General features: G+C 74.1%; 13 protein-coding genes. 8 read left to right on the top strand and 5 right to left on the bottom strand.

What is annotated here, in order from left to right; translation table 11 throughout:
- Positions 1-140 precede the first annotated feature (140 nt).
- The 7 genes from HDA43_RS09885 (at position 141) to HDA43_RS09860 (ending at position 7259) form a co-directional block, all read left to right on the top strand.
- On the top strand, positions 141-1145 hold the full coding sequence (locus HDA43_RS09885; RefSeq protein ID WP_179819428.1) for a LacI family DNA-binding transcriptional regulator: 1005 nt from the start codon (positions 141-143) through the stop codon (positions 1143-1145).
- Positions 1142-2677 (top strand): sugar ABC transporter ATP-binding protein, encoded by a 1536-nt coding sequence (locus tag HDA43_RS09880; RefSeq protein WP_179819427.1) that lies wholly within the window; start codon positions 1142-1144, stop codon positions 2675-2677. Before HDA43_RS09885 ends, HDA43_RS09880 begins: the two co-directional genes overlap by 4 nt.
- Positions 2661-3650, top strand: coding sequence for an ABC transporter permease (locus tag HDA43_RS35875; RefSeq protein ID WP_281395032.1), 990 nt, complete (start codon positions 2661-2663; stop codon positions 3648-3650). The genes HDA43_RS09880 and HDA43_RS35875 overlap by 17 nt, the downstream gene beginning before the upstream one ends.
- A gap of 27 nt (positions 3651-3677) precedes the next feature.
- Positions 3678-4640: a D-ribose ABC transporter substrate-binding protein gene (locus HDA43_RS35870; RefSeq protein ID WP_281395031.1), complete on the top strand. Its 963-nt coding sequence runs from the start codon at positions 3678-3680 to the stop codon at positions 4638-4640.
- Complete coding sequence (locus tag HDA43_RS09870; RefSeq protein WP_179819426.1) at positions 4640-5578, top strand: ribokinase; 939 nt, start codon at positions 4640-4642, stop codon at positions 5576-5578. Before HDA43_RS35870 ends, HDA43_RS09870 begins: the two co-directional genes overlap by 1 nt.
- A 115-nt stretch (positions 5579-5693) precedes the next feature.
- Positions 5694-6083: a D-ribose pyranase gene (gene rbsD, locus HDA43_RS09865; RefSeq protein WP_179819425.1), complete on the top strand. Its 390-nt coding sequence runs from the start codon at positions 5694-5696 to the stop codon at positions 6081-6083.
- A 180-nt stretch (positions 6084-6263) separates the two neighbouring features.
- On the top strand, positions 6264-7259 hold the full coding sequence (locus tag HDA43_RS09860) for a stage II sporulation protein M (protein WP_179819424.1): 996 nt from the start codon (positions 6264-6266) through the stop codon (positions 7257-7259).
- 191 nt (positions 7260-7450) lie between these two features.
- Here HDA43_RS09860 and HDA43_RS09855 read toward each other — a convergent pair whose 3' ends face one another.
- The 5 genes from HDA43_RS09855 to HDA43_RS35865 all read right to left on the bottom strand — a co-directional run bounded on the left by HDA43_RS09855 (position 7451) and on the right by HDA43_RS35865 (position 13319).
- Positions 7451-8887 (bottom strand): DUF58 domain-containing protein, encoded by a 1437-nt coding sequence (locus tag HDA43_RS09855; protein WP_179819423.1) that lies wholly within the window; start codon positions 8885-8887, stop codon positions 7451-7453.
- Between the two features lie 8 nt (positions 8888-8895).
- Entirely contained in the window at positions 8896-9819 is a 924-nt protein-coding gene (locus tag HDA43_RS09850; protein WP_179823035.1) for an AAA family ATPase, read from the bottom strand.
- A 238-nt stretch (positions 9820-10057) separates the two neighbouring features.
- Positions 10058-11329: a DUF4350 domain-containing protein gene (locus tag HDA43_RS09845; protein ID WP_246423935.1), complete on the bottom strand. Its 1272-nt coding sequence runs from the start codon at positions 11327-11329 to the stop codon at positions 10058-10060.
- Positions 11326-12027 (bottom strand): DUF4129 domain-containing protein, encoded by a 702-nt coding sequence (locus HDA43_RS09840; RefSeq protein WP_179819422.1) that lies wholly within the window; start codon positions 12025-12027, stop codon positions 11326-11328. Before HDA43_RS09840 ends, HDA43_RS09845 begins: the two co-directional genes overlap by 4 nt.
- Complete coding sequence (locus tag HDA43_RS35865) at positions 12012-13319, bottom strand: glycerophosphoryl diester phosphodiesterase membrane domain-containing protein (protein ID WP_179819421.1); 1308 nt, start codon at positions 13317-13319, stop codon at positions 12012-12014. The genes HDA43_RS09840 and HDA43_RS35865 overlap by 16 nt, the downstream gene beginning before the upstream one ends.
- A 353-nt stretch (positions 13320-13672) precedes the next feature.
- Here HDA43_RS35865 and mtrA point away from each other — a divergent pair, with 353 nt between their 5' ends.
- The gene (gene mtrA, locus HDA43_RS09830; RefSeq protein WP_030509347.1) at positions 13673-14350 is read left to right on the top strand and encodes an MtrAB system response regulator MtrA; all 678 of its coding nucleotides are present in this window, start codon (positions 13673-13675) and stop codon (positions 14348-14350) included.
- Positions 14351-14357: the final 7 nt, after the last annotated feature.

The following is a 14357-nucleotide window of genomic DNA, read 5'->3' as shown; positions in this document are numbered from 1 at the left end:
TCCCGGGCGCCTGCCCCGGAAGCACGGGGTCCGGCGGCCCGGAAGCGGAAGGTGATCTGTGACGCAGGCCACCACCGGCGGGGATGGTGTTCATGTAATCGATTACATACCCTCATGTAATCGATTACACGGGAGGGCCGGTGGCACGTATCAAGGATGTGGCCGTTCGCGCGGGTGTGTCCGTCGCCACGGTCTCCCGGGTCCTCAACGCCAATCCCTCGGTGTCCGAGGAGACCCGGAACCGGGTCTACGCCGCGATGACGGAGCTGAACTACGTCCCCAACGCGGTGGCGCGCTCGCTGCGCACCGAGGCGACCCGGACACTCGGCCTGATCATCGGTGACATCCTCAACCCGTTCTTCGCCGAGCTGGCCCGTGCGGTCGAGGACACGGCGCGCAAGGCCGGCTACACCGTCGTCATCGGCAACGCCGACGAGCGGGCCGAGGAGCAGGACCACTACGTGCGCACCCTCATCGAGCAGCGGGTGGACGGGCTGCTGATCTGCCCCACCGCCGAGGTCACCCCGCTGGTGGAGCAGGCGGCCGCGACGGGCGACCCGCTGGTGTTCATCGACCGCGTGCTCCCCGGCATGGACGTGCCGTCGGTCCGGGTCGACGGGACCGCCGCGATCGGCGAGCTCGTCGGCCACCTGAAGAGGCTGGGGCACCGGCGGGTGGCCCTCATCTCCGGCCCGCTCCGGCTCTCCACCGGCCGGGAGCGCACCGACGCCTTCGTGAAGGCGGTGGCCGAACACGGGATGGAGCTGCGCCCGGAGTACATTCAGTCGGGGGACTTCCAGCTGGCCAGCGGCCGGGCACTCAGCGCCAGGCTCCTGGACCTGCCGGAGCCGCCCGAGGTGATCTTCGGGGGCGACAACCTGATGACCCTGGGCGCGCTGGACGAGATCCGGGCGCGCGGTCTGCGCATCCCCGAGGACGTGGCACTGGCGTCCTTCGACGACGTGCCGTGGTTCCCCCACATGAACCCCCCGATAACAGCCATCAGCCAGCCCGTCGCCGAACTGGGCGCACGCGCCGTGCGGGTCATCCTCGACCGGCTCCACGGGCGGCCCGCCGGGTCGGTGGTCCTGCCCGCCGTACTGGTGCCCAGGCAGTCGTGCGGGGAAGGAAGGAACGTCTCGTGACGAACGACGACAGCCCCCGGGGCGGGGCGGCCGGAGGCGAGATCCTCCGCGTCGAGGGACTGCGCAAGGAGTTCCCCGGCGTGGTGGCCCTGGACGGGGTCGACTTCGACCTGCGGGCCGGTGAGGTCCACGTCCTGCTCGGCGAGAACGGCGCGGGCAAGAGCACGCTGATCAAGATGCTCTCCGGGGCCTACCGCCCCGACGCCGGGCGGATCGTCGTCGACGGCGAGCCCGTCGAGATCCGCGGCGCCGGAGACGCCCAGCGGCTCGGCATCGCCACCATCTACCAGGAGTTCAACCTGGTCCCCGAGCTGTCCGTCGGCGAGAACCTCGCGCTGGGCCGCCCGCCCCGCCGTTTCGGGCTCGTCGACACGAAGAAGATGCACGAGCGGGCGCGCGAGCTGCTGGCCCGGGTCGGCGTGGACGTCGACCCGCGCACCCCGGTCGGCCGCCTCGGCATCGCCCGCATGCAGATGGTCGAGATCGCCAAGGCGCTCGCCCTGAACGCCCGGGTGCTCATCATGGACGAGCCCACCGCCGTGCTGACGACCAGCGAGGTCGAGCGGCTGTTCGCCATCGTCCGCCAGCTCCGCGACCAGGGCGTGGCGATCGTGTTCATCACCCACCACCTGGAGGAGATCCCGCAGGTCGGCGACCGGGTCACCGTGCTGCGGGACGGCCGCTCGGTCACGCAGGTGCCGGCGAGCACGCCGGAGAACGAGCTGGTCAGGCTCATGGTGGGCCGGCCGATCGACCAGCAGTACCCCCGGGAGCCCGCGGCGCCCGGCGAGCCGCTGCTGCGGGTCCGGGGTCTGGGCCGGCGCGGCGCGTTCGAGGACGTCTCCTTCGAGGTCCGCGCCGGCGAGGTCGTCGGCCTGGCCGGGCTGGTGGGCGCGGGCCGTACGGAGGTCGCACGGGCGGTCTTCGGCGCCGACTCCTACGACACCGGAGAGGTCCTGGTGAACGGCCGCCCGCTGCCGCGCGGCGACGTCCACGCGGCCATGGAGGCCGGTCTCGGCCTGGTCCCGGAGGACCGCAAGGGCCAGGGGCTGGTCCTCGGCGCCGACATCGCCGAGAACCTCGGGCTGGTCACGCTCCGCCGGGCCAGCCGCGGCGGATTCGTCGACCGGGCCGGGCAGCGCCGGGCCGCCGCCGACGTCGCCGGACGGCTCGGCGTGCGGATGAGCGGCCTCGGCCAGGAGGTCCGCACGCTCTCCGGCGGCAACCAGCAGAAGATCGTAATCGGGAAATGGCTGCTCGCCGACGCGAGCGTGCTCATCCTCGACGAGCCCACCCGCGGCATCGACGTGGGGGCCAAGGTCGAGATCTACCAGTTGATCAACTCGCTCACCGCCTCCGGGCACGCGGTGCTCATGATCTCCAGCGATCTCCCCGAGATCCTCGGGATGAGCGACCGCGTGCTGGTGATGGCACGCGGCAGGCTCGCCGGAGAGCTCGCCGCGCGTGAAGCGACCCAGGACTCGGTGATGGCCCTGGCCGTCAGCGAGGTGGAGGATGCACGTGTCCACTGATGTGCTCAACGGGACCGCCAAGGCGACGCGGCGCCGGCACCCGGCCGCCGCCTGGCTGGCCGAGAACGGCGCGCTGGTCGCCCTGGTCGTGCTCGTGGTCGGCCTGTCGCTGCTGTCGGGTGACTTCCTGACGGTGACGAACCTGCTCAACGTGGGCGTCCAGGCGGCGGTCACCGCGATCCTCGCCTTCGGCGTCACCTTCGTCATCATCACCGGCGGCATCGACCTGTCGGTCGGCTCCGTCGCCGCGCTGTCGGCGATCGTGCTGGCCTGGCTGGCGACCGACTCGGGCCTGCCGTGGCCGCTGGCCGTCCTCGTCGCCCTGGCCGTCGGCCTGGTGTGCGGGCTCGCCAACGCGGCCCTGATCGCGTACGGCAAGCTGCCGCCGTTCATCGCCACCCTGGCCATGCTGGGCATCGCCCGCGGCCTGGCCCTGGTCATCTCCCAGGGCAGCCCGATCGCCCTGCCCGACGCCGTCACCCACCTGGGCGACACCATCGGCGACTACCTGCCGATCCCGGTCCTCGTCATGATCGCCATGGGGCTGATCACCGCCCTGGTCCTGAGCCGGACCTACTCCGGACGGGCGATCTACGCCATCGGCGGCAACGAGGAGGCCGCCCGGCTCTCCGGCATCAAGGTCGACCGGCAGAAGCTCATCACCTACGGCCTGTCGGGTCTCTTCGCCGCCATCGCCGGCATCGTCCTGGCCAGCCGGCTCGCCTCGGCGCAGCCTCAGGCGGCCTCCGGCTACGAGCTCGACGCCATCGCCGCCGTCGTCATCGGCGGGGCGAGCCTGTCGGGCGGCAAGGGCCGGGCCTTCGGCACCTTCGTCGGCGCGCTCATCCTCGCGGTGCTGCGCAACGGCCTCAATCTGCTCTCCGTCTCCGCCTTCTGGCAGCAGGTCGTCATCGGAGTGGTGATCGCGCTCGCGGTCCTCTCCGACACCCTGCGCCGCAAGGCCACCACCTGAGAACCACCCTGAGGGGAAAGAAACATCATGATCAAGCGCACCATCAGCATCGCCGCGGCCGGAGCCGCGCTCGCCCTGGGTCTCACGGCCTGCGGCTCGGGTGGCTCGGACGGCTCCTCCGCCGGCGGCTCGGGGGCGTCGGGCGGGGACATCAAGATCGGCATGTCGGTCTCCACCCTCAACAACCCCTACTTCGTCCAGCTCCGCAAGGGCGCCGAGGAGGAGGCGAAGAAGGAGGGCGTCGCGCTGACCGTCACCGACGCCCAGAACGACGCCTCCCAGCAGGTCAACCAGATCCAGAACTTCGCCGGTCAGAACATGAAGGCGATCGTCATCAACCCGGTCGACTCCGACGCCGCCGGGCCCGCGGTCAAGGCCGCGGAACGTTCCAAGATCCCCGTGATCGCCGCCGACCGCGGCGTCAACGGCGGCACCGTCGCGCAGACCGTGGCCTCCGACAACGTCGAGGGCGGCCGGCTCGCCGCGCAGGAACTGGCCAAGGAGATGGGCGAGAAGGGCAAGGTCGTCGTCCTGCAGGGCGTGCCCGGCACCTCCGCGGCCCGTGACCGGGGCCAGGGCTTCACCGAGGGCATCAAGGCGTTCCCGAACATCCAGGTGATCGCCCAGCAGCCGGCCGACTTCGACCGGACCAAGGGCCTGGACGTCATGACCAACCTCCTGCAGTCCAACCCCGGCATCACCGGCGTGTTCGCCCAGAACGACGAGATGGCCCTCGGCGCCGTCAAGGCGCTGGGCGCCAAGGCGGGCAAGGAGGTCAAGGTCATCGGCTTCGACGGCACCCCCGACGGCCTCAAGGCCGTCCAGGACGGCACGCTGAGCGCCACCGTCGCCCAGCAGCCGGCCCTCCTCGGCCAGCAGGCCGTCCAGGGCGCCGTCAAGGCCGCCAAGGGCGAGAAGGTGGAGGCCACGGTCGCCGTGCCCGTGAAGATCGTGAACAAGGACAACGTCGCAGAGTTCGCGGGCTCGTGATGAGCGACCACACCACCGGATCTCCCCGGCCGGGGGCGGGCCCCGGCCGGCCGGCGTCGCCGTACGACGTGGTGGTCGTGGGGTCGGTCAACGCCGACCTGGTGGTCCGCGTCGCCCGGCGGCCCGCGCCGGGCGAGACCGTGATCGGCTCGGAACTCGCCACCCACCCCGGTGGCAAGGGCGCCAACCAGGCCGTCGCCGCGGCCCGGCTCGGCGCCCGGGTCGCCATCCTCGGCCGGATCGGCTCCGACGGCCACGGTGAGTTCCTGCGCGAGGCGCTGCGCATCGACGGTGTGGACCTCGGCCACCTCATCGAGACGCCCGGCCCGAGCGGGGTCGCGCTGATCTCCGTGGGCTCCGACGGCGACAACAGCATCATCGTCTCGCCCGGCGCCAACGGGCGGCTGACCGAGGACGACATCGCCGCCGCCGAAAGCCTGCTGTCCGCGGCGCCGGTCGTCTGCCTGCAGCTGGAGAGCCCGCTGGCCACGGTGGTGGCGGCGGCGCGGGTCGCGGGCCGGGTGGTCTTCAATCTCTCGCCGCCGGCGGTGGTGCCGGACGAGCTGCTGGAGGCGTGCGACCCGCTCATCGTCAACCAGCACGAGGCCGCGCTGCTCCTCGGCAGCCACGACACCCCCGGACGGCAGGCACGGGAACTGCTGTCGCTCGGTCCCCGCTCGGTGGTCCTCACCCTCGGTGCCGACGGCGCGATCGTCGCCGAGGGCGAGGACGTCACCGCGGTGCCGAGCCCGAGGGTGGAGCCCGTGGACACCACCGGCGCCGGCGACGCGTTCACCGGGGCACTGGCCTGGCGCCTGTCGCAGGGTGACCACCTGGTCGCCGCCACCTCGTTCGCGGTCCGGGTGGGTGCCGCGTCCGTGCGCCGGCACGGCGCGCAGAGCTCCTACCCCCGGATCGGGGACCTGGAGTCGCTGTGAGCCCGGAGACACCGCGGGCCCGGAACGGCCGTGAGGGTGGAGCCGCCGTGAGCCCGGAATCGTCGCGGGTCCGGAGCCGCCGTGAGGATGGAGTCGCCGTGAGGGTGGGGTCGCCGTGAAGCGCGCGGGAATCCTCAACGCGGCCTTGTCCGGCGCGCTCGCCCGCCTCGGCCACACCGACGAGGTGCTCGTCTGCGACGCCGGGATGCCGCTGCCGCCCGGGGTGGAGGTCGTCGACCTCGCCTTCCTGCCGGGGGTCCCGGCCTTCGCCGACGTGCTGGACGGCCTCCTCGCCGAGCTGGTCGTGGAGGGCGCCGTCGCGGCCGAGGAGGTCCGGGCGGCCAACCCCGCATGCCACGCGTTGCTCGGCGAACGGCTGCCCGCCCTGGCCCACGTCCCGCACGAGCGGCTCAAGGAGCTGTCCCGCTCCGCCCGGCTGGTGGTGCGGACCGGCGAGGCACGGCCGTACGCCAATGTGATCCTGCGCTGCGGCGTCGCGTTCTGAGCCGCTTGAACCACTGAGCGACCGGGCGACCGGGCGGCTGAAGCGCTGAGCGGCTGAACCGCGGAGCCGGCGGCCCGTGCGGTCTGTGCGGTCTGTGCGGTCCGTGTGGCCCGTCACGAGCCGGACTCGGGCGGGCCGTACGGAAGTCCCGGCCACGCGGAAGGTGGATACGCTTTCCGGGTGGACATCGACGCGTTCGTCACCGCGCACCGCCCCTCCTGGGACCGCCTGGAACACCTGGTCCGGAGGCGCAGGTCACTGGACGGCGCCGAGATCGACGAACTCGTGGAGCTCTACCAGCGGACCGCCACCCACCTGTCCATCGTGCGTTCCGGCCCCACCGACCCGATCCTGGTGAGCCACCTGTCGTCGCTGGTCGCCCGGGCCCGCTCGGCGGTGACCGGCGCGCACGCCCCCGCCTGGCGGGAGTTCGTCCGGTTCTTCACCGTCTCGTTCCCGGTGGTCGCCTACCGCGCCCGGTGGTGGTGGCTCGGCACCACCGCCGCGTTCCTCCTGGTCTCGGCGGTCGTCGCGGTCTGGGTGGCGGGGGACCCGGCCGTGCAGGCCGCGATCGGCACCCCGGAGGAGATCACCCGGCTCGTCGACCACGACTTCGCCGACTACTACTCCGAGCACCCCGCGGCCTCCTTCGCCGGGCAGGTCTGGGTCAACAACGCCTGGGTCTCGATGCAGGTCATCATCATGGCCGTGCTGCTCGGCCTGCCGATCCCGTACGTGCTGTGGCAGAACGCGCTGAACGTCGCGGTCTCCGCCGGGCTGATGGCCTCCCGCGGCAAGCTCGACATCTTCTTCGGCCTGATCACCCCGCACGGCCTGCTGGAGCTGACCGCGGTGTTCCTCGCCGCGGCCGTCGGCATGCGCCTGGGCTGGACGGTCATCGACCCCGGCCCCCGCAGACGCGGCGAGGCCCTCGCCGAGCAGGGCAGGGCCGTCATGAGCGTGGCCCTCGCGCTGGTCGCGGTGCTGCTGGTCTCCGGGCTCATCGAGGGGCTCGTCACCCCCTCGCCCCTGCCCACCTGGGCGCGGATCGGCATCGGGGTCGTCGCCGAGGCGGCCTTCCTCACCTACGTGATCTATTTCGGCCGCCGTGCCCTCCGCGCGGGCGAGACCGGCGACCTGGAACGCGCCCCCGACGTCACCCCCACCTCCGGCTGACACCGAACCGGAGTACGAAGGACCGCCTGTTCTTCGGCGAGCGGATCGGGCGGTGTGATGGTGTGCACCTACGTGTCGGTCCCGCGCTCAGCCGGTATCTCCCGCCCATCGTCGGTGGGCATGGGAAAAGTCATCCGTGATGGCCTGGGAACTCCTTGAGTTTCGCGTCACCTGTTCCGGCGGGGCGGGGGTCAGAGGCGGCCGGCGGCCTTGAGGGCGAGGTAGGCGTCGGCGAGGGCGGGGGCGAGTTGCTCGGGGGCGGCGTCGACGACCTCGACGCCCTGGCGGCGCAGCCGGGCGGTGATCCGGCGCCGGTCGGCGCCCTGGCGCTCCGCCGCCGCCGCGTCGTACACCAGCTCGGGGGTGCCGCGCCCGGCGGCCATCGCCGCCACCTGCGGGTCGGACGCGGCCGCCAGCAGCACCAGGTGCCGGGAGGACAGCTGAGGGAGTACGGGCAGCAACCCCTCCTCCAGCGACGCGGCGTTGAGATCGGTCAGCAAGACGACCAGGCAGCGCCGCCTGGCGCGGGCCAGGACGGCCGCGACCATGTCGGCCGCGTCGGCCTCGACCAGTTCGGCTTCGATCGGCGCCATCGCGTTGACCAGCGACGACAACAGCTCGGTACGGCCTGCCCCGGACACCCAGGCGCGCACCGACCGGTCGTGGGCCATGAAGTCCACCCGGTCGCCGGCCCGGGCGGCCAGCGCGGCCAGCAGCAGCGCCGCGTCCATCGACCAGTCGAGCCGGGGCCAGCCCGGCGCGGTCTCCGCGCCGCCCCGCCCGCCGGGAAGCCCGCCCGAAAGGCCGCCGGGAAGCACACCCGAAGGCCCGCCGAGCCCGGCCCCCCGGCCCGCGGAGGAGCGGTCCTCCCGGCCGGCGAGCGGGACCGGGGCGGTGCCGACCCGGCCGGCCGAGGTGCGCCCGGTGTCCAGGACGATCAGCACCCGCCGGTCGCGTTCGGGCCGCCAGGTGCGGACCACGACGTCGGAGCGGCGGGCGGTGGCCCGCCAGTCGATCGATCGCACGTCGTCGCCGGGCACGTACTCGCGCAGCGAGTCGAACTCGGTGCCCTGGCCCCTGACCATCGACGGGTGCGCGCCCTCCAGCTCCCTGAGCCTGGTCAGCTTGGCGGGCAGGTGCTTGCGGCTGAGGAACGGCGGCAGCACCCGCACCGACCACGGCACCCGGTGCGAGCCCTGGCGGGCCGCGATGCCCAGCGGGCCCAGCGACCGCACCGTGACGGCGGCGGCCTCCCGGTCGCCCCGGCGCACCGGGGTGAGCGTCAGCGTGAGGCGGCGGCGCTCCCCGGCCGGGACGTCCAGCGCGAAGCGCCGGGGGGCGGCTCCGGCCGAGGGCGGCCAGGCGTCCCGCAGCAGGCCCCGGACCCGCCGGCGGCCGGGGTTCTCCACGATCAGGTCGACCGTGGCGGTCTCGCCGAGCCGTACCAGGCGGTCGCCGGAGCGGGTGAACCGCAGCGGGCGCACGCCCCCGGCCAGCAGCAGGTCCACCGCGACCAGCGCGGCCAGCAGCAGCGCCACCCCGGCCACGGCCGGTCCCGGCCGCGGCGCGAACAGCACGACCAGCGTGCCCAGCAGGGCCAGCAGGGCGGCCCGTCCCGTCAGTGCCATCGGATCGCTCAGCGGGGGACGGGGACGGCGGCGAGGACGGCGTCGATCAGGCCGTCGGCGGACGCGCCCTCCAGTTCGGCCTCGGGGCGGAGCTGGACGCGGTGCCGCAGCGCCGGCCGGGCCAGCGCCTTGACGTCGTCCGGGGTCACGTAGGCGCGGCCGGACAGCCAGGCCCAGGCGCGGGCGCCGGCCAGCAGCGCGGTGGCGCCGCGTGGCGAGACGCCGAGCTGTAGCGACGGCGACTGCCGGGTGGCCCGGGCGATGTCCACGATGTAGCCGAGCACCTCGGGCCCGGCGTGCACCTGGCGGACCGCGGCGCGCCCGGCCTCCAGGTCGGCGGCGGTCGCCACCGGCCTGATGTGGGACAGGTCACGCGGGTCGAAGCCGAGCGCGTGCCGCTCCAGCACCGCGACCTCCTGCTCGCGGGAGGGCAGCGGCACGGTCAGCTTGAGCATGAACCGGTCGAGCTGCGCCTCGGGGAGCTGGTAGGTGCCCTCGTACTCCACCGGGTTCTGGGTGGCGGCCACGATGAACGGATCGGGCAGCCGTCGCGGCACGCCGTCCACGCTGACCTGCCGTTCCTCCATCGCCTCCAGCAGCGCCGCCTGCGTCTTGGGCGGGGTGCGGTTGATCTCGTCGGCGAGCAGCAGGTTGGTGAAGACCGGTCCGGGCCGGAACTCGAACTCCGAGGTCTTCGCGTCGTAGACCAGGGAGCCGGTGACGTCGCCGGGCATCAGGTCGGGGGTGAACTGCACCCGCTTGAAATCCAGCGACAGCGCCGCCGAGAGGGTCCGTACGAGCAGGGTCTTGGCGACCCCGGGTACGCCTTCGAGTAGCACGTGTCCCCGGCACAGCAGGGCGATCACCAGCCCGGTGACCACGGCGTCCTGGCCGACGACGCCCTTGGCGACCTCGGTGCGCAGCGCCCCCAGCGCCTCCCGGGCGGCGTCCGCGCCGCCGTTCGCACCGGTGGGCGCGCCGGTGGCCGGGCCGGTGGGCGCTCCGGAGGGCGTGCCGAGGGTCGCGCCGCCGTTCGTGCCGGGCGCGGGCCCGGCCGGCGTGCCGTTGTGCGGTGGCGTGGTCACGCGGCCTCCCCGGTCGGCACTGCCGGTACGGCCGTCGCGGCCGGGCGCGCGGCGCCGCGCCCGGCGGCTCGCTGGTCACACACGTTCACGAATCTCTGACCTGCCTCTCCAACATGTCCAGATATGCGGCCAGGGCGACCAGCCCGGCGTCGTCGGCCGGCGGCGGGCCGTACAGGGCGGACGCCACCTGCGGCGCGGCCTGCCCGGTCCGCTCGGCGAGCGCGCTCACCCTGGCGTCCGGCCCGGCCGCCGACGGCAGCCCGAGCCGGGGGACGACCCGGTCGGCGAAGCCCTCGCGCAGGGCGGCGGCGGCGCGGTCGCGAGCCCGCCTGGCCCGGTACAGCCTGGCCCTGCCCTCGGCGGTCTCGGCGGCCCGCACCACCACGGGCAGGCGTTCGGCCACCACCGGGCCGAGCCGGCGGCCCCGCCAGAGCGCCAGCAGCACGACCGCAAGCGCGAGCTGCGCCACGGCCCATTTGACCCCCGGCGGGACGAGATCGTAGATGCCCTGCTCGCCGGTTTCCGTCACCGCCTCCCCGGGAGGAGGCGGGACCAGCCAGACGAGCGTGGGCCTGGCGCCGGCGAGGTTCATCGCCAGCGCGGCGTTGCCGTCCTCGGCCAGGCGCAGGTTGGTCATGAAGTCGCCGTCGCCCACCGCGGTGATCGTCCGGTCGCCGTCGCGGTAGCCGACCATCGTCGGGGCGTCCCCGGCGGGGTAGCAGCCCGTCCCGCCCCGGGGGACGGCGAAGGTCGTCCCGCCCAGGTGGACGCTGCCCGCGGCGGCCGCGGCCGGCAGCGCGCAGCGGGGCTCGCGCGAGCGTGTCCGGGCCTCCCCGGTGGCGCGCAGGCCGGGGGCGAGCGTCCTCAGCCGCCGGTCGCCGCCGACGAGCAGCAGGTCACCCGGCGCCCCGGCCAGTCGCGAGGCGTCCCCGGCGGTGAGCGGGAAGACGTCGGTGACCAGCAGCGTGCTGTCGGCGGTCGCGGCGGCCCGCGCCTCGGCGGCCGAGGTGACCCGTGTGATCCGAACGCCGCGGCCCTCCAGCAGCCGGGCGAGCGCCCCGGCGCCGGACAGGGAGGTGTCGTCGGGGTCGAGCCGCCGGTCCTGGCCGCCGGTGCCGCCGAGGAGCACGCCGGCGACGGCTGCGGCCACCACGATGAGGGCGACCAGCAGCACGCCCCGGCCGCCGCGCCACAGGCTCGCGGCGGTGGGGGAGACGGACGTCGAGCCGGTTCCGGGGGCGGCGGCGAGACCCGCGGTGTCCACGGTGCCCACGGAGTCCACGGGGCCCGCCGGGCTCGTCCCCGCGTGCCCGGCGCCTGCGGTGTCCGCGGTGTCAGCGGTGCCTGCGGGGTTCATCGGGGTCCTCCCCACGCGCCCGCGCCGCCGGCCGGGTGCGCCGGGGCGGGGGCCACGTCCGCCGGGCGCGCCGCGCGGAGCCGCTCGTCGAGGTCGCGCAGCGTCTCGTACGCCCCGGCGGTGCCCGGGGCCTCGCCGTACGTCACGTCGTCGAAGATCCGGGCCGCGGCGGCGAGCCCGGCGGCCAGGCCGGGCAGCGCGCGGCCGGCCTCGGCGGCCAGTTCGGCGGCGGTGCGGCCCGGGACGGGATCGACGATCGCGCGGTCCTCCAGGTCGCGGGCGACGGCCCGCAGCCGCTCGCGGACCGCCTCGGCCCAGGCGCCCTCGGCGGCCAGTCGCTCGGCGGCGGCGCGGTGCTCGGCCGCGGTGCGCCGGCCGTCGCCGAAGACCTCCTCGCGGCGGGCGGCGCGGCCCCCGGCCGTCCGCCGCGCGACCACGGTCAGCGCGACGACCGCGGCGACCACGAGGGCGACGAGCACCACCCGGACGGTCACGCTCCCCACGGTCCCGAGGGAGTCCTGGTCGGTGAGGTCGCCGATGAACTGGTTCACCGCCCGGACGGCGCGGTCGAACACCGACTCCCTGGCGTACCCGGCCCGGAGCAGCTCGCGGGCCGCCTCGCGGCGGGCCTCGTCACGGCCGACGTCGACCGGTGCGCCGAGGCCCGCGAGGGTCAGGAAGGTCAGGAGTGGGGCCACGAAGCTCCCCGCCCGGCCTGCGGGTACGGGCCCGGCGCGCCGGGCGTGGCGGACGGCAGCCACAGGTCGTCGGCCGACGCGTGCACCCAGCCCTGGCGCCGCTGTTCGATCGCGGCGGTCTGCAGCACGAGGTCGAACGCCTCCGAACGCATCCGCCGGTCGGCGTAGAGCAGGCCGTTGACCCCGGCCAGGAACGGATAGGTGATCATCGCGCCGACGGTGCCGCCGACCGCGATCAGGACCGCCGTGGCGATCTGCGCGCCGGTCGAACCCTGGCCTCCGACGCTGATGAGGGCGGCGGCGAAGGTGAAGGGGACGGCGACCACGAAGGTGATCAGGAAGGTGATGATCCTGGTGAGGATCAGGATGCCGAGGGTCCGCCAGAAGCCGCCGTTCACCAGCCGCCAGGACCTGCGCATGGAGTCGAGGACCCCGCGCCGCTCCAGCACCGCGGCGGGCGCGGCGAGCGCCAGGCGGGTGGAGACGAACGCGGCGTAGGCGATGTAGCCGAGCACCGCCAGCGCCCCCGCCGCGACCGCCGTCCCGGGGCCGGCCCCGGCGCCCGCCAGCGCCACGACCACCACCGCGATCGCGACCACCGGCACGAGCAGGAGCAGCGCGTTGAGCGCCACCAGCCCGAACAGCGCGGGCATGCGGCCGCGGGACATCCGCCACGCCTCGCCCGCGGTCGTCCGGCCGCCGAAGACGGCCCGGCCCAGGATCCGGGTCAGCACGCCGGTGAGCAGCGTCACCACGACGAACTCCACGGCGGAGGAGACCAGTACGTCGCCGTACTGGCCGAGGAAGCCGGTCTCCCCGACGCCGTCCAGCGCGGAGGGGTCGTTCACGGCCGCGCCGACCTGGCCGAAGATGACCGCCTGGCCGATCGCGGTGGGGATCGCGCCGAGCACCGCGGCGATCGCCGAAAGGCCCAGGACGGTCTTGGGGTTGGAGCGGATCAGCCTGATCGCGCCGTCGAGGATGTCGCCGAGGCCGAGTGGGCGCAGCGGGATGATCCCGGGCCGCAGCGCGGGCGGCGGCGGGCGGTGGCCGTACGGCGGCTGCGGTCCCGGGCCGTACGGCGCCTGGGGTCCCGGGCCGGGGACGTACGGCCCGCCGGGGTGGGGCGGCCCGCCGTACGGCGCGGAGCCGTTCTGGCCGGGTCCGGGGTGGGGGGCGGGCGGCGGCCCGGGCGCGGTCCACGGCGATCCCGGGGCTCCCTGGTAGGGCGGGGGCTGGTGGGCCGCCCAGCCGGAGGGCGTGTCGGGAGCGGGACCGTGACCGTCTGACATATCCCAATCCTGGCATGTCGTGGGTGCCGATTGTGATGGGCGGGACGACGGATCCCGGTTTCCGGCGGCCGGATCGGCCGGATCGCGGGCAACCGGGACGCCGCAGGGATGGCCGAGACCGGGTTCTTTACTCCAGACTGGGAATGTCGCCACCTCCGCTTGGCGTCCGGGGTGGCCGGGAACGGAGGGGGTGACACGGGGGCTGGGCCATGGCTTTGCCGTGCGTGGGCCTAAAATTCGCCTTCCGAATGCTTGACGTCAGCGCCTGTGCCACCCACTGGTCAGGCAAGGGTAATCTTCGGTAACCGTGCATTCACCCCAAAACTCCCAGACGGCGTAACGAATGAGGGGCCATGAAAGGACGCGTGCTGGTCGTCGACGACGACGCCGCTCTCGCCGAGATGCTCGGCATCGTCCTACGGGGAGAGGGCTTCGAGCCCTCCTTCGTTTCCGACGGCGACAAGGCGCTCGACGCGTTCCGTGACACCCGGCCGGATCTCGTCCTGCTCGATCTGATGCTGCCGGGGGCCGACGGCATCGACGTCTGCCGCCGCATCCGCGCCGAGTCCGGCGTGCCGATCGTCATGCTGACGGCCAAGAGCGACACCATCGACGTGGTGCTCGGCCTGGAGTCCGGGGCCGACGACTACATCGTCAAGCCGTTCAAGCCCAAGGAGCTGGTGGCCCGGGTCCGCGCCCGGCTGCGCCGCACCGACGAGCCGACGCCGGAGATCCTGCAGATCGGTGACATCACCATCGACGTGGCGGGCCACTCGGTCAAGCGCGGCGAGGAGACGATAAACCTCACGCCGCTGGAGTTCGACCTGCTCGTCGCGCTGGCCCGCAAGCCGCGCCAGGTCTTCACCCGCGAGGTCCTGCTGGAGCAGGTGTGGGGCTACCGCCACGCGGCCGACACCCGCCTGGTCAACGTGCACGTCCAGCGGCTCCGGGCGAAGATCGAGAAGGACCCCGAGCACCCGGAGATCGTGGTGACGGTCCGCGGGGTGGGCTACAAGGCCGGCCCTGCCTGAAGACCCG

The organism is Streptosporangium sandarakinum (assembly GCF_013409935.1).
GTDB classification, from domain to species: domain Bacteria; phylum Actinomycetota; class Actinomycetes; order Streptosporangiales; family Streptosporangiaceae; genus Streptosporangium; species Streptosporangium nondiastaticum.
The sequence above is the reverse complement of the archived record's forward strand: the minus strand, read 5'-3'. Positions and strand labels throughout refer to the sequence as shown.